Below are 17,817 nucleotides of genomic sequence, written 5' to 3'. Positions count from 1 at the left end.
GACCTTGGTCGGCACTCATTGCTCGGGTCACGGTTTGATCGGGGTTGCGACAACAAAAAAGGCCCGGCAATGCCGGGCCTTTTCGTTCCTGCTCGCCAGAGGCTTACAGGTTCGCTTCGGTGGTCTGCACCAGGAAGCGCTTGCGCATGGCGTCGATGTAAGCCTTGGCAGCAGCCATGCCGTCGATCTGGCTCAGCTGGTCCTTCAACTGCTTCTGCTGCTCGGCGGTCACTTCCTTGATGTCACCCGGGTTGACCTTGTTCACCGCGAAGACCAGTGCATGACCGTTGACGTCGACCTTGCCGTAGCTCGGCTTGCCTTCGGCAGGCAGCGGCGCACTGAAGATCGCGCGGTTGATCTCCGGGGTCGGCACCGGCTGGCTGCGCGGCAGGCCCGGCATCGGGCTCAGCTGCAGCTTCTCGCTGGCGGCCAGCGACTGCAGGGTCGCGCCCGCCTTCAGCTTGGCCAGCAGGGCATCAGCAACCTTGTCACCAGCCTGGCGCTGACGGTCGGCACGGATCGCGGCAATCACCTGCTCACGGGCCTTGTCCAGCGGCATCGCCTGCTCCGGGGTATGCGCGGCAACACGGATCACCACACTGTGGTTGCTGCTGCCGCCCAGGGCGATCGGATCGCTGGCGGTACCGTCCTGCACCAGGACATCGGAGAAGGCAGCACGCAGCACGGCCGGATCAGCGGCAATGCCGGTGGCGGTCGTGCGCGTGATCGGGCCCAGCGTCTGCATCGACAGGCCGACATCCTTGGCGGCTGCGGCCAGGTCGCTCGGGCTCTTGTTGATGGCATCAACCAGGCGGCCGGCCAGATCGTTGAAGCCGCGCTCGCCATCAGCCTTCAGCTGCTCGGCAGCCAAGGTGTCACGCACTTCTTCGAACGACTTGCCCTCGCCGCCACGAACCGCAGCAACCTTGATGATGTGGAAGCCGAAGTCGGTCTTGACCGGGCCGATCACTTCACCGGCCTTGGCGCCAAACAGCGCGTCTTCAAACGGCTTGACCATCGCGCCACGTTCAACCCAACCCAGGTCACCGCCCTGCGCCTTGGAACCGGGATCTTCCGAGTTCGCCTTGGCCAGCGCGGCAAAGTCGGCACCGGCGGCCTTTGCTTCAACCGCCAACTTGGCGGCCTTGGCTTCAGCGCCGTCACCGGTGATCAGGATGTGCGCCGCCTGGCGCTGTTCCGGCGTGGTGAACTTGGCCTTCTCGTCTTCATAGCGCTTGCGCAGGGTCGCCTCGTCGGCCGCGGTCGGCGCCGGCAGGTTCGCACCATTGAGCTCGACATATTCCAGCGACACCGATTCGGCCTGGCGGAAATCCTTGCCATGGCTGTCGTACCACTGCTTGATCTGCGCATCGGTCACCGGCGCGGTATCAACCGGAACTTCCGGCAGCGCGGCCAGTTCCACATCGCGGGTCTCGCCCAGCAGCTTCAACAGACGCTCGGTCTCGGCCTGGGTGACAAAGCCGGAGTTCTGCAGGCCCGACGGGATCACCGACTGCTGCAGGCTCTCACGCACCAGTTCCTGGAACTGGGTCGGCGTGCGCGGCGGATTGCCACCGGCCAGGGCCAGACGGTAATTGCTCTCGCTGAACTTGCCATCGGCGCCCAGGAAGCCCGGGATGGTGGTGATGTACTCGCGCACAGCGCCGTCGCCAATCACGACACCGGCCTGCTCACCGACCAGGCGCACGACCTGCTCGTCGATCAACTGGTCGAGTACGGCCAGCTTGTTCTCGGTGCTTTCGAACGCGCGCGGATCGAAGTTCTCGCCCTGCTGCTGGCGTTCGCGCATGCGTTCCTGCTCGAAACGGGTGCGGAAGTCCTGTGCGCTGATCTCATGGTGCTGCCACATCATGCGCACCGGCCACCATGACGGTGCCGAGCGCCACCAGGTCGGCGGCGCCGAAACCTTGGCGACGTTCTGTGCGCCGACGCCACCGAGGTAGCTGTTGTCGATGACGAACAGGAACGGAATCATCAGCAGCCCCAGGATCACAGTGACGATCCAGCCTGAGGTCTTGTCGCGGAGTTTCTGCAGCATGGTGAGGAATCACAAGGCTTGATTGGCGAGCCCGGCAGTGTAACCCGCTTCGCGGCGTGGACCAAAAGCAGTGCCGACGGGGTCTGGCGCCCCCCTGCCCCGGTGATCGACATGATCACGCGCATCAAAAGATGAAAAACGACACAAAGAAAAAGCCCCCGACTTGCGTCGAGGGCTCTTAGAGTTGGCGGAGCGGACGGGACTCGAACCCGCGACCTCCGGCGTGACAGGCCAGCATTCTAACCAGCTGAACTACCGCTCCGCGCTTGAAACTTTGCAGGCGCTCAGTATATCCGAAGACTTCCTGAAAACCTACCCCGCTGAACACTTTTTTCAAAGTTTTTTCACGAGGATTTAAGGGTTTTGCAATGGCGGAGCGGACGGGACTCGAACCCGCGACCTCCGGCGTGACAGGCCAGCATTCTAACCAGCTGAACTACCGCTCCGTATTGCAGACCTCTTTGTTTTCTCTGCAACCGGGTGGTTGGAGAGAAAACAAGGCCCCCAGCTTTTCGGCCGGGGGCCTCGTTGAAAATGGCGGAGCGGACGGGACTCGAACCCGCGACCTCCGGCGTGACAGGCCAGCATTCTAACCAGCTGAACTACCGCTCCACATTTCAAACTTACCGCGGTGCTGTGGTGGGTGCTGAGGGTTTCGAACCCCCGACCCTCTCCGTGTAAAGGAGACGCTCTACCGCTGAGCTAAGCACCCCAGCGAGCCGCTTAGTTTACAGCATCCTTCAGGGCCTTACCAGCCTTGAACGACGGATTCTTCGAAGCAGCGATCTTGATGGTGTCGCCGGTCTTCGGGTTGCGGCCGGTGCGGGCAGCACGGTCGCGGACCTGGAAGGTACCGAAGCCAACCAGGGTGACCGCATCGCCGTCCTTCAGCGCCTTGGTGACGGCAGCAACGACGGCATCGACAGCGCGGCTGGACTCGGCCTTGGTCAGGTCGGCAGCTTCAGCAACGGCATCGATCAATTCGGTCTTGTTCATTCTTTACAACTCCTTTGGCGGTGGGTTCCGCGTATTCGACAGGGAAGCAACCGCACGACGTCTGCATGCGGTTGCCATGTGGAAACGGTTCGCCGAATTCAGTGAGCGCTGACTGCGATCACTCATTCGCGAGTGCTGCTTTTATACCAGCGCCCCTACCCCCACGCAAGCTGGAAAGCCAGCAACGACGCGGGTTTCAAGCATTTCGACAGGACGCATCAATGCTTGACGCGCGCGTTTCCACTCGGTTTGGCCTTGCTGCGCACCGTGACGCGCTGCGCACTCTTGCGTGTCTTCTTCGGTGCCAGCGGACGTTCCAGCGCCAGATCGAGCACTTCCTCGATGTACTTCACCGGCACGATCTGCAGATCGCGGGTGACGTTGGCCGGAATGTCGGCAAGATCCTTGCGGTTCTCATCGGGGATGATCACCGTGCGGATTCCGCCGCGCAGGGCTGCGAGCAACTTCTCCTTCAGGCCGCCGATCGCGGTGACGCGACCACGCAGGGTGATTTCGCCGGTCATCGCCACGTCGGCGCGCACGGCGACCTTGGTCAGCATCGACACCAGCGAAGTCACCATCGCCGCACCGGCACTGGGACCATCCTTCGGCGTCGCACCATCGGGCACATGCAGATGCACGTCGTGCTTCTGCAGGAAATCCACATCGATGCCGAAGCGCTCCGCGCGCGAGCGCACCACCGACAACGCCGCCGACGCCGATTCCTTCATCACGTTGCCGAGCTGGCCAGTCAGGATCAGCTGGCCCTTGCCCGGTACCAGCGTCGATTCGATCTGCAGTAGATCGCCACCGACTTCGGTCCAGGCCAGGCCCGTGACCAGGCCGATCTCGTTCTCTTCTTCGGCACGGCCGAAGTCGAAGCGACGCACGCCCAGGTACTTGTCCAGGTTCTTGCTCGACACGCTCACCAGCGCCTTGGACTTGCGCGCACCCTTCTTCGCCTTCGCCACCGGCTGCGGCCCGCCCAGCGCGATTTCCTTCACCACCTTGCGGCAGATCTTTGCGATCTCGCGTTCCAGGTTGCGCACGCCGGATTCGCGTGTGTAATAGCGCACGATGTCCTGGATCGCATCGCTGCCGATCTCCAGCTCTTCCGGCTTCAGGCCGTTGGCCTTGATCTGCTTGGGCGACAGGTAACGGGTGGCGATGTTGAGCTTCTCATCCTCGGTGTAACCCGGGATGCGGATCACTTCCATGCGGTCCAGCAGCGGGCCCGGGATGTTGAGCGAGTTGGACGTCGCAACGAACATCACTTCAGACAGGTCCAGGTCCACTTCCAGGTAGTGGTCGTTGAACGCGTTGTTCTGCTCGGGATCCAGCACTTCCAGCAGCGCCGAGGACGGATCGCCGCGGAAATCCATCGACATCTTGTCGATCTCGTCCAGCACGAACAGCGGGTTCTTGCTGCCGACCTTGTTGAGGTTCTGCACGATGCGGCCCGGCATCGAACCGACATAGGTACGACGGTGGCCACGGATCTCGGCTTCGTCGCGCACGCCGCCCAGCGACATGCGCACGAACTTGCGGTTGGTGGCCTTGGCGATGGACTGGCCCAGCGAGGTCTTGCCCACGCCCGGCGGCCCGACCAGGCACAGGATCGGCCCCTTCATCTGCTTCACCCGCGACTGCACCGCCAGGTATTCAAGGATGCGTTCCTTGACCTTCTCCAGACCGTAGTGATCGGCATCGAGAGTGTCCTGCGCAGCCTTCAGGTCCTTGCGCACCTTGCTGCGCTTCTTCCACGGCACGCCCAGCAGCCACTCCAGGTAGTTGCGCACGACCGCCGCTTCGGCAGACATCGGCGACATCTGCTTGAGCTTGTTGAGTTCGTTGCGCGCCTTGGTTTCCACCGGCTTGGGCATGCCCGCTTCGGCGATCTTGCGGGCCAGCTCTTCCAGTTCGCCCGGCGCGTCGTCAAGGTCACCCAGCTCCTTCTGGATGGCCTTCATCTGTTCGTTGAGGTAGTACTCGCGCTGGCTCTTTTCCATCTGCGACTTCACGCGGCCGCGGATGCGCTTTTCCATCTGCTGCACGTCGATCTCGCCGTCGACCAGACCGACCAGCATCTCCAGGCGTTCGCCCACGGCCAGCGTTTCCAGCAGGCGCTGCTTGTCCGACAACCGCACGCTGATATGCGCGGCGATGGTGTCGGCCAGGCGGGTCGGCTCATCGATGCCGGCCAGGGTCTGCAGCAGCTCCGGTGGCAGCTTGCGGTTGGTCTTGACGTACTGCTCGAACAGCGACATCAGCGAGCGGGCGATGGCCTCGATCTCGCGCGGCTCGCGTGCGTCGGTGGCGTCGATTTCCACGGCCTGGCCGTGCAGCGAGCCATCGCGTTCGCTGACGCTGGTCACCTGCACGCGCGACAGGCCTTCGACCAGCACCTTGATGGTGCCGTCGGGCAGCTTCAGCAGCTGCAGCACCTGCGCCAGGGTGCCGACCTGGTAGAGGTCGGCGGCCTGAGGGTCATCGGTCTCGGCCGACTTCTGCGCCAGCAGCAGGATGCGCTTGTCCGCTTCCATCGCCTGCTCCAGCGCGTGCATGGACTTGTCGCGGCCGACGAACAGCGGGATGACCATGTGCGGGAATACCACTACGTCGCGCAGCGGCAGGACCGGCAGGTCGAGGGTCTCACTTGGGGAACGGGCCATGGGGGCTCCAGGGAAGGGGAAAACCGTCTCCGGGAGGGCATCTTCCGGAGACAAAAAAAGCCGATGGCCCCGTTATGGGGCCATCGGCTTTCAGATGCAAGACGTTCCGAGAAAATTCTTTCTATTCAACAAGTTGAAAGAATCATTCGGCGCCAGCGGCCTTCTGTTCAGGGGCCGGTGGGGTCTGGTAGATCAGGTACGGCTCGGACTTGTGCTCGATCACCGATTCATCTACGACAACCTTGCTGACGTTCTCCTGCGAAGGCAGGTCGTACATGGTGTCCAGCAGGACCGATTCGACGATGGTACGCAGGCCACGGGCGCCGGTCTTGCGCTTGAGCGCCTTCTTGGCGATGGCCGACAACGCGTCCGGACGGAACTCCAGTTCGACGTTCTCCATCTCGAACAGCTTCTTGAACTGCTTGGTGATGGCGTTCTTCGGCTCGGTCAGGATGCGGATCAGGGCCGGCTCGTCCAGCTCCTCCAGGGTCGCGACCACCGGCAGGCGGCCCACGAACTCGGGAATCAGGCCGAACTTGATCAGGTCTTCCGGCTCGACTTCGGCCAGCACCTTGCCCACTTCCTGCTTGCGCTCGCTGCTCTTCACCTTGGCGCCGAAACCAATGCCGCCGGCGTCGTTGGAACGCTGCTGGATCACCTTGTCCAGGCCGGCGAACGCGCCGCCGCAGATGAACAGGATGTTCTTGGTGTCCACCTGCAGGAATTCCTGCTGCGGATGCTTGCGCCCACCCTGCGGCGGAACGCTGGCCACGGTGCCTTCGATCAGCTTCAACAGGGCCTGCTGCACGCCTTCGCCGGACACATCGCGGGTGATCGACGGGTTCTCGCTCTTGCGCGAGATCTTGTCGATTTCATCGATATAGACGATGCCCTGCTGTGCCTTCTCGACGTCGTAGTCGCACTTCTGCAGCAGCTTCTGGATGATGTTCTCCACGTCCTCGCCCACGTAACCGGCTTCGGTCAGCGTGGTGGCGTCGGCCATGGTGAACGGCACGTTGAGCAGGCGGGCCAGTGTTTCGGCCAGCAGGGTCTTGCCCGAACCGGTCGGACCGACCAGCAGGATGTTCGACTTCGCCAGCTCGACTTCGTCGTTCTTCTGGCGGCTCTCGATGCGCTTGTAGTGGTTGTACACGGCCACGGCCAACGTCCGCTTCGCGCGGTTCTGACCGATCACGTACTGGTCGAGCACCTCGAGGATCTCGCGCGGCTTGGGCAGCGAACTGCGTGCCGACTGCGCCTTTTCCTCAAGCTCTTCACGGATGATGTCGTTGCACAGCTCCACGCACTCATCGCAGATGAACACGCTCGGACCGGCAATCAGCTTGCGCACTTCATGCTGGCTCTTGCCGCAGAAAGAGCAGTAGAGGATCTTGCCGGTGTCCGTGGAACGACCTTGGCGGTCTTCGCTCATGCTTCGCTTACCCAGTTACGCCACCCGCTGAACGGGGGTTCGATTCGAGAATAACACAGGGCCGGAGGGACATCAGTCCACCCGACCCTGCAGGAACGGGGCCTGCCATGGCCCCGTGAGTGCCGGTCAGCCGGCCTGGATCGACTCTTCCGGACGACGCTCCAGGACCTGGTCGACCAGGCCGTAGGCGACCGCATCGACCGCGCTCTTGAAGTTGTCGCGCTCGGTATCACGCGCGATGGTCTCCAGCGACTGGCCGGTGTGCTTGGCCAGCACTTCGTTCAGGCGCGCACGCAGGGTCAGGATCTCGCGTGCGTGGATGTCGATGTCGGTGGCCTGGCCCTGGAAGCCGCCCAGCGGCTGGTGGATCATCACCCGCGAGTTCGGCAGCGCATAGCGCTTGCCGGCTGCACCGGACGCCAGCAGCAGCGCGCCCATCGAGGCGGCCTGGCCGACACAGATGGTGCTCACGTCCGGCTTGATGTACTGCATGGTGTCGTAGATCGCCATGCCGGCGGTGACCACGCCACCCGGCGAGTTGATGTAGATGCTGATGTCCTTTTCCGGGTTTTCCGCTTCCAGGAACAGCAGCTGCGCCACCACCACGTTGGCCATGTGATCGTCGATCGGGCCAACCAGGAAGATCAGGCGCTCCTTCAACAGGCGCGAATAGATGTCGTAGGCACGCTCGCCGCGGCTGGTCTGCTCGACCACCATGGGAACCATGTTCAGGGCTTTGGTTCGGTTGTCCATTTCGTGAGGTACCTATCTTGGGGGGAAACACCCCCGCGCCAGGGTTGGCGCGGGGTATCCGGCAATCCGCCAGGGATTACTGGCGGATCGCGTCCTGGAACGACAGCTTTTCTTCAGTGTGCTGGGCGCGCTCGGCGATCCAGTCGATCACCTGCTCTTCCATCACGCGGTTCTGCAGGCCAGACATCAGCTGGGGGTCGTTGCGGTACATCTCAATGACCTGCTCCGGCTCTTCGTAGGTCGAAGCGATCAGACGCATCGTTTCATTCAGACGCTTCGGCTCCAGGCGCAGGTCGTTGCTGCGGGCCACTTCGCCGACCACCAGGCCGACCAGCACGCGCTTGGCAGCGGCGTCCTTGAAGCCTTCGTGGGCATCGGCCGGGATCTCGCCCGGGTTGCGGCCGCTGCGGCGGATCTGCTCGACCTGCTGGGCCAGCATGGCGCGGGCTTCGTTCTCGACCAGGCGCGGCGGCATTTCCACCGAAGCGTAGGCCGCGATCAGCTGCTCGCCGACTTCACGACGCAGACGGTTCATCAGCGCGCCCTTGAGCTCGCGCTCGAGGTTGGCGCGGATGTCGCTGCGGAACTGCTCGACGTCGCCGCCCTTCACGCCGAAGCTCTTGATGAAGGCTTCATCGACGGCCGGCACGACCGGCTCGGACACGTCGGTGACCTTGACGGTGACCTGCACGGTCTTGCCCGCCAGCGCCGGCACGCGCCAGTCAGCCGGGAACTCGACGTCCAGGGTCTTCTCTTCGTCCTTGGTCATGCCGACCAGGCCCTGCTCGATGGTCTCGAACATCATGCCCTGGCCGAGCACGATGCTGCCCTTCTCGGTGCCTTCCGCCGGCAGGCGCTCGTCACCGGCCTGCGACCAGGTTTCCAGTGCGACCAGGTCGCCGTCCTGTGCGGCACGGGTGACCGGCGACCAGCTGCGACGCTGGGTCTGCAGGTTCTCGATCATCTGGTCGATGTCGGCATCGGTGATCTCGGCGGTGTGGCGCACGACGGTCAGCTTGCTGACGTCGATATCACCGAAGTCCGGCACCACTTCGACGGTGGCCACGAAGGAGAACTCGCCCTCGTCACCCTTGTCGATGCGCGGGCTGCCGACGATGCGCAGGTCGTGCTCGCGCACGGCGGCGTCGAAGGTTTCGCGCAGCAGGCCGTCAAGTGCCTCGCCACGGACCTGCGCGCCGAAGCGCTGCTCGATCACCTTGGCCGGCACTTTGCCCGGGCGGAAACCCTTGATGCGGGTGGTGCGGGCGATTTCGCCCAGGCGGCCGTTGATGTGGCTCTGCAGACGGTCTTCCGGCAGCGAGAAGCTCAGGCGGCGTTCCAGGTTGCCGATGGTTTCGATCGAAGCTTGCATGTTGACTCCTGCCACCGGTGGCGCCCTGGCCCCCGGCTCGATGATGGATGAAACGGTTGTAAGGACACGACGTCGTTGACGCGCCTGCTTGCCGCAGCCCTTTAGTTTCGCCCAATTCGGGCGGCGCCGCCAGCATGGCGGGGCGCAGGGGTTGACGCGGAATGCCCGACTGGGCGGGGGGACGGGCCGGCCTGGTGCGAAAGGGGGGACTCGAACCCCCACGCCTTGCGGCACTGGAACCTAAATCCAGGGCGTCTACCAATTCCGCCACTTTCGCGTGGCCGGCTCAGGTGTTCATTGTTGCAGGCGGGGGCGGAAAGCGGAAGGCTTCCACAAAACTGAATACGCCACTTGATAGAGAAAGCGGCCCGGGCGGAGGGTGCCGACCCGGGCCACCGGATCAATGCGCGGGCTGCACCTGCCCCGACGCCGCACCATCGCTGCCTACCGCAGCATCGCGCTTGCGGGCCTCAAGCGTCGCGCCGTCTTCAGAGCGCTTCATTTCAACAGCATCCGCAGGCACCCCCTCCCCCGTCGCTTGGGCCGGACGCATTGCCATCGCCGTGTCGACCGGCTGCGCGGGGACATGCTCGACATCCGCAGCGCGCTCCACCGTCTGCGCGTGATCCGGCGCAGCCCCGGCAGTGGTGGCGTCGTCCGCCCTGCAACCTGACAGCACGATCACCGCCAGGCCGGACAGCATCAGACCCACAGCTCTGTTAATGGCCATCAAAGCATTCCTCATACATGCGCCTTCGACGCGGAACACCTATTGGGAGCGATGCCGATGGCAACCGGTGAGAAGCAGCTCACAGCATTGAACATGCCGATGACGCATTCGCCGCTGATTTCAGCCGTGCTTCAGTAGATCCGCGCCATGTGTGGATTGCGCGCTTCGTACAGCCTTCATCCACGCAGGGTGCGGACCTACCAATGCTGTCGAAGGCAAGAAAAAAGCCACTTGGCGGACCAAGTGGCTTTCGTCTGGTGGGCTGTCAAGGATTCGAACCTTGGGGACGCGGCTGCGCATTCGCGCTACCGCCCCACGCGCTGCTGCGCACCGCGCGGGCCCCTCTCACCAACACCCACATCCCCCCGGCTTCGCCGCGCCCCCTTGACTCAAGGGGGCTATCCTCCAGCCGGCTCCACGCCAGCGGAGACATAAAGAAAAAAGCCACTTGGCGGACCAAGTGGCTTTCGTCTGGTGGGCTGTCAAGGATTCGAACCTTGGACCTATTGATTAAGAGTCAACTGCTCTACCAACTGAGCTAACAGCCCGAAATCGGGGGGCGAATTATGACCCGATCCGCGAGGGCGTTGCAAGCACTTTCTTCAACCTGGTTGAAACAAGCACTGCAACCAGCGATCCATCGCGAAGGGTTACATCTGAAGAAAAAAGCCACCGGGCGGACCCGATGGCTTCTGTCTTGGTGGGCTGTCAAGGATTCGAACCTTGGACCTATTGATTAAGAGTCAACTGCTCTACCAACTGAGCTAACAGCCCCTGAAACTCAGGCGCACATTGTAGCGTGCACTCTGTTTATTGCAATACCGTTTCGGCGTTGCCGATGCGGTTGAATCAGTGGGGTGGCTGAGGGGATTCGAACCCCCGACCACCGGAATCACAATCCGGTACTCTAACCAACTGAGCTACAGCCACCACTGAAACTTTCGCTTCACCGTCGATACTGCCGACGTTGCCGCTTGATACGTTGCCCGAGGACTGTCACCGAAGTTCCGGTCCGCCGAAGCGAGTCCGACATTCTGGTGGAGTCGCCAGGCTTTTGCAAGCACTTCTTCACATCCGCCAGCTGCGTTCCGGTGCCGCACCAATGGCGCGCCCGACAGGAATCGAACCTGTAACCGCCGGCTTAGAAGGCCGGTGCTCTATCCAGTTGAGCTACGGGCGCCCGAACCGGAACGGCGTCCAATCCGACGTGACGTGGATTGGTCGGGGTAGAGGGATTCGAACCCCCGACATCCTGCTCCCAAAGCAGGCGCGCTACCAGACTGCGCTATACCCCGGTGTTGCAATCCCCTCGGGCCTGGACCCGGGGAGCTGACCATTGTGGCCAAGCGTCGTGCGAACTGTCAACGCGCAATCCCCGCCCTACCCCGCGATGACCACCAATTACGCAGCCATCGGCTATGCTCGCAGCCAGCGGCCGGATGGCCGAATCGCCCCCTTTTCGCACGGAGACCTCGCATGCGCAGCGGCAACCCGGCTCTTTCCGAGTCGACCTTCCTCGATCTGGCCAGTGGCTCGGTGGTGACCAGCCCCGACCAGGCCATGACCATCAACGGCACCGTCAACAAGACCGGCCTCCTGCTGCTGTTGACCGTACTGACCGCCGCCTTCGCCTGGAACCAGAGCGTGGACGACTACGGCCAGGTGATGGCCGGCGCCAAGCTGTACGCCATGGGCGGCGCGATCGGCGGCCTGGTGCTGGCCCTGATCACCATCTTCAAGAAGGAGTGGTCACCGGTCACCGCGCCGATGTATGCGCTGGTGGAAGGCCTGTTCCTGGGTGCGATTTCCGCGCTGTTCGAACTGCGCTTCCCGGGCATCGTGTTCCAGGCGGTGCTGCTGACCTTCGGCACCTTGTTCGCATTGCTGATCGCCTACCGCAGCGGCGTGATCAAGGCCACCGAGAACTTCAAGCTCGGCGTGGTCGCTGCCACAGGCGGCATCGCCCTGCTGTACCTGGCTTCGTTCGTGTTGTCGTTCTTCAACATCCAGGTGCCGCTGATCCATTCCTCAAGCGGCTGGGGCATCGCCTTCAGCCTGTTCGTGGTAGTCGTGGCCGCGCTGAACCTGGTGCTGGATTTCGACTTCATCGAAACCGGCGCGGCCCAGCGCGCGCCGAAGTACATGGAATGGTATGGCGCATTCGGCCTGATGGTGACCCTGGTCTGGCTGTATGTGGAGTTCCTGCGCCTGCTGTCGAAGATCCAGCAGCGCTGATCCAGTCCATGCCGTAAACGACAAGGCCGCGGTCCGTCGGGATCGCGGCCTTTTTTTGTAGCGTCGAGCACGCTCGACTCCTCCGGAAACACGCCCATGGCAGACACCCTCCCTCGCCGCTTCCACAGCTATCGTCCGGCCGACGGCCATCGCCTGCCACATGATCCGTTCAACGCCATCATCGGCCCGCGCCCCATCGGCTGGATCTCCAGTCGTGACGCCGAAAGCAATGTGAATCTGGCGCCCTACAGCTTCTTCAACGCCTTCAACTACACCCCGCCGATCATTGGTTTCAGCAGCCAGGGGCGCAAGGATTCGCTGCGCAACATCGAAGCCACCGGCGAGTTCGTCTGGAACCTCGCCACATTCGATCTGGCCCAGGCAATGAACGAAAGCTGCCGCGCAGTCGCGCCCGAAGTGGACGAGTTCGCATTGGCGGGGCTGACACCACTGGCCTCGGAGCAGGTTGCACCGCCGCGCGTGGCGCAGAGCCCGGTAAGCATGGAGTGCCGCTGCACGCAGATCGTGCGTCTGCGTGATGCGGCCGGTAACGACACCAATGGCTGGCTGGTACTGGGAGAAGTGGTCGCCGTGCATATCGATACGCGGTTGCTCGTCGACGGCATCTACGACACTGCAGCGAGCGACACCATCCTGCGCGGCGGCGGACCGGCCGACTATTTCCGGATCACCGCCGACCACCGCTTCCGCATGCTGCGGCCCGCCTGAGCCCTCATCCCGCCGCCCCACGGGACAGCAGCAACGGCAACGACGAGGCCAGCATGGCAACGCCGGAGGCCGTCAGCAGCCCCAGCACGATCTGCCGGAAACGCGCTTCACTGATACCGACATACAGCTTCGCCCCCAGCAGCGTTGGCACCAGCATCGCCGGCGCGACGATGGCGAAGTACGGCAGCATCTGCCGGCTGACCATGCCGGTACCGACATAGGTCGCCATGGTCACCGCCAGCATCGCCAGGTTGAAGTTCTGGATGACCGCGCGCTGCTCGTCCTTGCCGAAGCCACGCAGCGTGCTCCACAGCGTCGGTACCGGTCCGGCAAAGCCGCCGATGCCACTGAGCACACCGCCGGCCATGCCGGCCAGCGCGTCGCCGAACCGGCCGCCAACGGTGACCGGTGGCAACGAACGCGCCATCAGCATCACCGGGCACCACAGCGCCAGGAATCCTCCCAGCAGCGCCTTGAACCAGACCATGTCCAGCAGTGGCAGCACCAGCACGCCAAGCGGAATGCCCGCCAGCCCGCCGAGCACGAACGGCAGCAGCAAACGCAGGTTGAAGCCACGGCGCACGGTGAACACCGCCAGCAACTGGCCGACCAGCGCGCCGAACACCGACAGCGTCGCCGCAAGCCGGGGATCCAGCCCCCACGCCCAGAACGACATCGCGACCATGCCGAACGCGAAACCCGACAGGCCCTGTACGAACCCCGCGACGATCGCACCCAGCGCGACCAGCAGATACACCGACTCCATCCCCACTCCCCACCGCTGCCGTGCGACTACCCTGCCGCACCCGACGCTGCAGCGTAATGCGCGGCCAGATGATCGACCAGCGCGCGCACCTTCGGTGCCAGCGCGCGCGCATGGGGATACAGCGCGAAATAGCAGCGCGTGCCACCGCCCCAGCTGGGCAGCACGCGGATCAACCGGCCGGCGCGCAGGTCTTCCTGCACCGTGAGCGCGGTGAACAGACTGATGCCCATGCCGGCCAGCACGGCCGCATACAGTGCCGGCGTGGCGTCCACGCGCAGTCGTTGACCGGCTTCCACGCTGACGATGGCAGCGCGCGGCCCGTGCAGCTGCCACGGCGTGATCGCAGCAACCGGGTTGAATGCCAACAACGTGTGGTTCTGCAGATCGGCAACCTGTCGAGGCAGTCCATGCCGGGCCAGGTAGGCTGGTGCCGCAACCAGGATGCGCGGGCAGCGCGCCAGTTCACGGGCGACCAGTTGGCTGTCAGGCAAAGACGGTGCGATGCGCAGGGCCAGATCGAAGCCACCGCCAACCACATCGACCAGCTGATCGTCGGCCGACAGTTCCAGTGCCACCTGCGGATAGCGCGCCAGGAAGCCAGGCAGCCAATGCGGCAACTCCTGGCTGGCGACCACCTGCGGCACGCTGACCCGCACGCGCCCGCTGGGCTGGGCCTGGCCGGCCCGCGCACGGTCATCGGCGGCCTCCAGCCGGTCAAGCAGCGCCACCGCCTCGCGGTAGTAGTCGCGCCCGGCCTCGGTCAGCGACAGCCGCCGGCTGTTGCGATCCAGCAGCCGCACCTGCAGGTGCTCTTCAAGTTGACGCAACTGCCGCGACATCGCCGAATGGGTGGTATCCAGCCGCTCGGCGGCGGCAGTGAAACTGCCTGCATCGACGATCGCGCGCAGGGCTCGCAGGGCGGCGAAATGATCCATCGGGAGGTGACTCCAGTCGGCGGGGCCCGCAGGCTGCGGACCCCGCCAGCTTATCAAGTGCCGTTGCCTGCCTTGCGCACCGGCAGGGCCAGGATCGCCGAGGTGGTCATGACCTCGCCAAAGGCATCCTCGATCTGCGCCAGCGACGCCTCATGCAATGCGCGATGGCCGATGGTCCCGCCATTGGCCAGATCCAGATCACGGCTGGCAGAGGCATCGGAGGCGACGATCACCCGATAGCCGCGCGGCGCTGCAGCGGCATCGCGCGCAGCACCGGCAACGCAGGCATGGGTCTGTAGGCCGGTGACGATCAGGGTGTCGATACCGGCGTCCTTCAGCGCCTTGTCGAGCACTGCCGCCGAGGTACCGGCGAACACGCTGACGTTGTCCTTCTGCACCACGGTCTCGCCCTTGCGCGGCTGCATGTCACGGTGGAAGGCGGCGTTGACGCTACCCTCTGCGAACAGCGGCGCGCCGGCCGGCAACACGTGCTGCACATGGATCACGCGGATGCCGTTGGCATCGGCGAAGTCGACCACGCGGCGCGTCTGCCGCAGTGCCGTCATGCCATCGGGAATGACCATGCGACCACCGGCGAAACCGGCTGCGGCGCTGGCGTCGAAATACTCGTTCTGGAAGTCGATCACCAGCACGGCCGTCTTCGCTGCGTCGAGCGAGGTGGCCGCCGGGGCGCCGACCATATGGCGGATGGTGGGGTGGACCGGCTCGGCGGCGACAACCGGGGCGGTGGCAGCCATGCCGATCAGGCCGGCCAGGCCGAAAGCAGTGAGGTTCATGGTCAAGCTCCTGTGCGAGGGAAAGTGGAAACAGGATGAGGAGCATTGAGTGCACGAACCAGCCGCCTTCAAGCACACAATCTGTGCGAAATATGCACAGATCGTTTCTGTGGAGGTGGCCAAACGCAGCGGGGCGCCCGAGGGCGCCCCGCTGTGGATGCAATCGGAGTCGAACCGCCGCTTACAGGCGGCTGGCGATCGCCTTGGCGAAGCCCATCGTGTTGCCGGTGCCGCCGAGGTCGCCGGTCAGCGAATCCTTGGCCTCCAGCGTGGCGACGATGGCCTTGCGCAGGCGCTCGGCATTTTCCGGCTGGCCGACATGGTCCAGCATCTGGGCCGCTGCCAGCAGCAGGGCGCACGGATTGGCCTTGCCCTGGCCGGCGATGTCCGGCGCGGTGCCGTGCACGGCTTCGAAGATCGCCGCGTTCTCACCGATGTTGGCACCCGGGGCCAGGCCCAGGCCACCAACCAGACCGGCACACAGGTCGGAAATGATGTCGCCGAACAGGTTGGTGGTGACGATGATGTCGAACTGTTCCGGACGCATCACCAGCTGCATGCAGGCGTTGTCGACGATCATTTCCTGGAACTCGATGTCCGGGTACTTGGCCGCCACTTCGCGCGCCACGGCCAGGAACAGGCCCGAGGTCGACTTGATGATGTTGGCCTTGTGCACGGCGGTGACCTTCTTGCGGCCGGTGCTGCGGGCCAGCTCGAAAGCGTAACGCACGATGCGCTCGGAACCCTTGCGGGTGATGCGGGTGCCGGAGAAGGCGGTCTCGCCGTCGGCCGACACTTCCTGGCCTTCAGCCAGATACGCACCTTCGGTGTTCTCACGAACGGTGATCAGGTCGACGTTTTCAAAACGCGACTTGGTGTTCGGGAAGGTGTGGGCCGGACGCACGTTGGCGTACAGATCGAAGTGACGGCGCAGGCTGACGTTGATCGAGGTGAAGCCGCCACCGACCGGCGTGGTCAGCGGGCTCTTCAGCGCGACCTTGTTGCGCGCGATCGATTCCAGGGTCACCGCCGGCATCAGATCGCCGTGCTTCTCCAGGGCCACCAGGCCGGCGTCGGCGTCTTCGTACTCCAGGCCAGTCTTGAGCTGGTCGAGCACGAACAGGGTGGCGTCCATGATTTCCGGGCCAATGCCGTCGCCGCGGATGACCGTAATTTTCTGCGTCATTGATCGATGTTCCGAACAGGGGGAAAAACGCCGTCCGGACGTGCCCGGAAACGCCGGCGCAAAGGAAGTTTCACCCGCAATTATGCCTGAGCCGGGGCCGAGGTCCCAAATAGACCATGGTCCCAGTCCCGGCTCAGGCAGAATTGCCCGCGCATTCCTCCTCTACCCCCGCCTGTCGGCGCGCCCCTGCAAACCGCTCTGCGGCTTGCCCGCGCATTCCACCTTATCCCCGCGCCTACCGGCGCGCCCCCTTGAACAACAAGGGGGCTCCTGGTCAGGGAGATCGCGGGGAAGGCCCCTGCGCGCGGGCGGTAGTGCCGGCCGCTGGCCGGCACCACCGGGAAGGGCGCAAGGTCCCGGTTCCCGGCGCTCGTCGGGCTCAGTGCTCGTGGGCTGCCGGGGCGGCGGCGCCACCTTCCAGCTGGTCGAGGAAGTCCACCGCGCGGCGCAGATGCGGGATCACGATCGAGCCGCCGACCACGAGGCCGACCGAGAAAGTCTCGAAGAACTCCTCGCGGGTAACGCCAGCGTCCTTGCACTGGGCCACGTGGTAGCTGATGCAGTCGTCGCAGCGCAGCACCATCGAGGCCACCAGGCCCAGCAGCTCCTTGGTCTTCACGTCCAGCGCGCCGGCCTGGTAGGTCTGCGTGTCCAGCGCGAAGAAGCGGCGCACCACCTGGTTCGGCTCGCCCAGGATGCGTTCATTCATGCGCTTGCGGAAATCGGTGAACTCGGCGATCCGGTCTTTGCTGCCGTCATCGGCCGCGCTCATGCCTGGCCCTGCCCGGCCAGCAGCGGCTCGAGCTTGCCTTCACGATGCAGGGCCATCATGTCGTCGTAGCCGCCGACATGGACGTCGCCCACGAAGATCTGCGGGACGCTGGTACGGCGGGTCTTGGCCATCATCTTCTCGCGCTCGACCGGGTCCAGGTCGATGCGGACCTCGGTCCATTGCTGGCCCTTGCTCTTGAGGAAGTTCTTGGCGGCCACGCAGTACGGGCAGACAGCGGTGGAATAGATGGTGATGGCGGGGGTAGCGCCGGCGGACTGGGCTGTCACGGGAAACTCCACGATGGATCGACGGTCCATATATGGTACCGGTGCGCTGGAATTTCCACGCCACGCCCGCAACACTGTGGATTGATTAACGAATGG

The 17,817-nt window shown here is 64.1% G+C and carries 15 protein-coding genes and 10 tRNA genes; 2 read left to right on the top strand and 23 right to left on the bottom strand.

Annotated features, from left to right (window positions below):
- Positions 1-103: 103 nt before the first annotated feature.
- From ACEF39_RS04365 to ACEF39_RS04285, 17 genes are all read right to left on the bottom strand, one after another.
- Positions 104-2,059, bottom strand: coding sequence for a peptidyl-prolyl cis-trans isomerase (locus ACEF39_RS04365; RefSeq protein WP_500287076.1), 1,956 nt, complete (start codon positions 2,057-2,059; stop codon positions 104-106).
- Positions 2,060-2,244: 185 nt separating this feature from the next.
- Positions 2,245-2,321 (bottom strand) — tRNA-Asp (locus ACEF39_RS04360).
- Between the two features lie 107 nt (positions 2,322-2,428).
- Positions 2,429-2,505: transfer RNA gene (locus ACEF39_RS04355), tRNA-Asp, on the bottom strand.
- An 89-nt stretch (positions 2,506-2,594) separates the two neighbouring features.
- A tRNA-Asp gene (locus tag ACEF39_RS04350) sits at positions 2,595-2,671 on the bottom strand.
- Between the two features lie 25 nt (positions 2,672-2,696).
- A tRNA-Val gene (locus ACEF39_RS04345) sits at positions 2,697-2,771 on the bottom strand.
- Between the two features lie 11 nt (positions 2,772-2,782).
- Positions 2,783-3,055 carry a non-specific DNA-binding protein Hbs gene (gene hbs / locus ACEF39_RS04340; protein WP_004146343.1) on the bottom strand — a complete coding sequence of 91 codons (273 nt, stop codon included), beginning with the start codon at positions 3,053-3,055 and terminating at the stop codon, positions 2,783-2,785.
- 218 nt (positions 3,056-3,273) lie between these two features.
- Positions 3,274-5,727: an endopeptidase La gene (lon, locus tag ACEF39_RS04335; protein WP_500287075.1), complete on the bottom strand. Its 2,454-nt coding sequence runs from the start codon at positions 5,725-5,727 to the stop codon at positions 3,274-3,276.
- Between the two features lie 142 nt (positions 5,728-5,869).
- Positions 5,870-7,159: an ATP-dependent Clp protease ATP-binding subunit ClpX gene (gene clpX, locus ACEF39_RS04330; RefSeq protein ID WP_099819177.1), complete on the bottom strand. Its 1,290-nt coding sequence runs from the start codon at positions 7,157-7,159 to the stop codon at positions 5,870-5,872.
- A 126-nt stretch (positions 7,160-7,285) separates the two neighbouring features.
- Positions 7,286-7,912 carry an ATP-dependent Clp endopeptidase proteolytic subunit ClpP gene (gene clpP, locus ACEF39_RS04325; RefSeq protein WP_025878142.1) on the bottom strand — a complete coding sequence of 209 codons (627 nt, stop codon included), beginning with the start codon at positions 7,910-7,912 and terminating at the stop codon, positions 7,286-7,288.
- Positions 7,913-7,988: 76 nt separating this feature from the next.
- On the bottom strand, positions 7,989-9,284 hold the full coding sequence (gene tig / locus ACEF39_RS04320) for a trigger factor (protein WP_089239108.1): 1,296 nt from the start codon (positions 9,282-9,284) through the stop codon (positions 7,989-7,991).
- A 192-nt stretch (positions 9,285-9,476) separates the two neighbouring features.
- A tRNA-Leu gene (locus ACEF39_RS04315) sits at positions 9,477-9,561 on the bottom strand.
- Positions 9,562-9,684: 123 nt separating this feature from the next.
- Entirely contained in the window at positions 9,685-10,029 is a 345-nt protein-coding gene (locus tag ACEF39_RS04310) for a hypothetical protein (RefSeq protein ID WP_500287074.1), read from the bottom strand.
- Positions 10,030-10,486: 457 nt separating this feature from the next.
- Positions 10,487-10,562: transfer RNA gene (locus ACEF39_RS04305), tRNA-Lys, on the bottom strand.
- 150 nt (positions 10,563-10,712) lie between these two features.
- Positions 10,713-10,788, bottom strand: a tRNA-Lys gene (locus ACEF39_RS04300).
- A gap of 79 nt (positions 10,789-10,867) precedes the next feature.
- Positions 10,868-10,944, bottom strand: a tRNA-His gene (locus ACEF39_RS04295).
- Between the two features lie 173 nt (positions 10,945-11,117).
- Positions 11,118-11,194, bottom strand: a tRNA-Arg gene (locus ACEF39_RS04290).
- 38 nt (positions 11,195-11,232) lie between these two features.
- Positions 11,233-11,309, bottom strand: a tRNA-Pro gene (locus ACEF39_RS04285).
- A 181-nt stretch (positions 11,310-11,490) separates the two neighbouring features.
- Between ACEF39_RS04285 and ACEF39_RS04280 the strand changes: the two genes are divergently transcribed.
- Complete coding sequence (locus ACEF39_RS04280; protein ID WP_089239090.1) at positions 11,491-12,249, top strand: Bax inhibitor-1/YccA family protein; 759 nt, start codon at positions 11,491-11,493, stop codon at positions 12,247-12,249.
- A gap of 96 nt (positions 12,250-12,345) precedes the next feature.
- The gene (locus ACEF39_RS04275) at positions 12,346-12,978 is read left to right on the top strand and encodes a flavin reductase family protein (RefSeq protein ID WP_500287073.1); all 633 of its coding nucleotides are present in this window, start codon (positions 12,346-12,348) and stop codon (positions 12,976-12,978) included.
- 4 nt (positions 12,979-12,982) lie between these two features.
- Here the strand turns inward: ACEF39_RS04275 and ACEF39_RS04270 are convergent, their stop codons facing one another.
- The 6 genes from ACEF39_RS04270 to grxC all read right to left on the bottom strand — a co-directional run bounded on the left by ACEF39_RS04270 (position 12,983) and on the right by grxC (position 17,721).
- On the bottom strand, positions 12,983-13,744 hold the full coding sequence (locus ACEF39_RS04270; RefSeq protein WP_500287072.1) for a sulfite exporter TauE/SafE family protein: 762 nt from the start codon (positions 13,742-13,744) through the stop codon (positions 12,983-12,985).
- A 26-nt stretch (positions 13,745-13,770) separates the two neighbouring features.
- Positions 13,771-14,679, bottom strand: a complete 909-nt coding sequence (locus ACEF39_RS04265; RefSeq protein ID WP_500287071.1) for a LysR family transcriptional regulator — start codon at positions 14,677-14,679, stop codon at positions 13,771-13,773.
- 53 nt (positions 14,680-14,732) lie between these two features.
- Positions 14,733-15,476: a cysteine hydrolase family protein gene (locus ACEF39_RS04260; protein ID WP_500287070.1), complete on the bottom strand. Its 744-nt coding sequence runs from the start codon at positions 15,474-15,476 to the stop codon at positions 14,733-14,735.
- Positions 15,477-15,657: 181 nt separating this feature from the next.
- Positions 15,658-16,662, bottom strand: a complete 1,005-nt coding sequence (locus ACEF39_RS04255) for an isocitrate dehydrogenase (RefSeq protein ID WP_500287069.1) — start codon at positions 16,660-16,662, stop codon at positions 15,658-15,660.
- 379 nt (positions 16,663-17,041) lie between these two features.
- Complete coding sequence (locus tag ACEF39_RS04250) at positions 17,042-17,434, bottom strand: carboxymuconolactone decarboxylase family protein (protein WP_005408260.1); 393 nt, start codon at positions 17,432-17,434, stop codon at positions 17,042-17,044.
- Entirely contained in the window at positions 17,431-17,721 is a 291-nt protein-coding gene (grxC, locus tag ACEF39_RS04245) for a glutaredoxin 3 (RefSeq protein ID WP_025878124.1), read from the bottom strand. The genes ACEF39_RS04250 and grxC overlap by 4 nt, the downstream gene beginning before the upstream one ends.
- Positions 17,722-17,817: the final 96 nt, after the last annotated feature.

The organism is Stenotrophomonas indicatrix (genome assembly GCA_041545745.1).
GTDB classification, from domain to species: domain Bacteria; phylum Pseudomonadota; class Gammaproteobacteria; order Xanthomonadales; family Xanthomonadaceae; genus Stenotrophomonas; species Stenotrophomonas indicatrix_A.
The sequence above is the reverse complement of the archived record's forward strand: the minus strand, read 5'-3'. Positions and strand labels throughout refer to the sequence as shown.

What these genes read in the sequence shown, in the direction of transcription:
- clpP (WP_025878142.1), bottom strand. Translation starts at nt 7,912, where the DNA reads ATGGACAACCGAACCAAAGCCCTGAACATGGTTCCCATGGTGGTCGAG.
- clpX (WP_099819177.1), bottom strand. Translation starts at nt 7,159, where the DNA reads ATGAGCGAAGACCGCCAAGGTCGTTCCACGGACACCGGCAAGATCCTC.
- ACEF39_RS04280 (WP_089239090.1), top strand. Translation starts at nt 11,491, where the DNA reads ATGCGCAGCGGCAACCCGGCTCTTTCCGAGTCGACCTTCCTCGATCTG.
- tig (WP_089239108.1), bottom strand. Translation starts at nt 9,284, where the DNA reads ATGCAAGCTTCGATCGAAACCATCGGCAACCTGGAACGCCGCCTGAGC.
- ACEF39_RS04260 (WP_500287070.1), bottom strand. Translation starts at nt 15,476, where the DNA reads ATGAACCTCACTGCTTTCGGCCTGGCCGGCCTGATCGGCATGGCTGCC.
- ACEF39_RS04255 (WP_500287069.1), bottom strand. Translation starts at nt 16,662, where the DNA reads ATGACGCAGAAAATTACGGTCATCCGCGGCGACGGCATTGGCCCGGAA.
- ACEF39_RS04265 (WP_500287071.1), bottom strand. Translation starts at nt 14,679, where the DNA reads ATGGATCATTTCGCCGCCCTGCGAGCCCTGCGCGCGATCGTCGATGCA.
- ACEF39_RS04275 (WP_500287073.1), top strand. Translation starts at nt 12,346, where the DNA reads ATGGCAGACACCCTCCCTCGCCGCTTCCACAGCTATCGTCCGGCCGAC.
- lon (WP_500287075.1), bottom strand. Translation starts at nt 5,727, where the DNA reads ATGGCCCGTTCCCCAAGTGAGACCCTCGACCTGCCGGTCCTGCCGCTG.
- ACEF39_RS04250 (WP_005408260.1), bottom strand. Translation starts at nt 17,434, where the DNA reads ATGAGCGCGGCCGATGACGGCAGCAAAGACCGGATCGCCGAGTTCACC.
- hbs (WP_004146343.1), bottom strand. Translation starts at nt 3,055, where the DNA reads ATGAACAAGACCGAATTGATCGATGCCGTTGCTGAAGCTGCCGACCTG.
- ACEF39_RS04310 (WP_500287074.1), bottom strand. Translation starts at nt 10,029, where the DNA reads ATGAGGAATGCTTTGATGGCCATTAACAGAGCTGTGGGTCTGATGCTG.
- ACEF39_RS04270 (WP_500287072.1), bottom strand. Translation starts at nt 13,744, where the DNA reads ATGGAGTCGGTGTATCTGCTGGTCGCGCTGGGTGCGATCGTCGCGGGG.
- ACEF39_RS04365 (WP_500287076.1), bottom strand. Translation starts at nt 2,059, where the DNA reads ATGCTGCAGAAACTCCGCGACAAGACCTCAGGCTGGATCGTCACTGTG.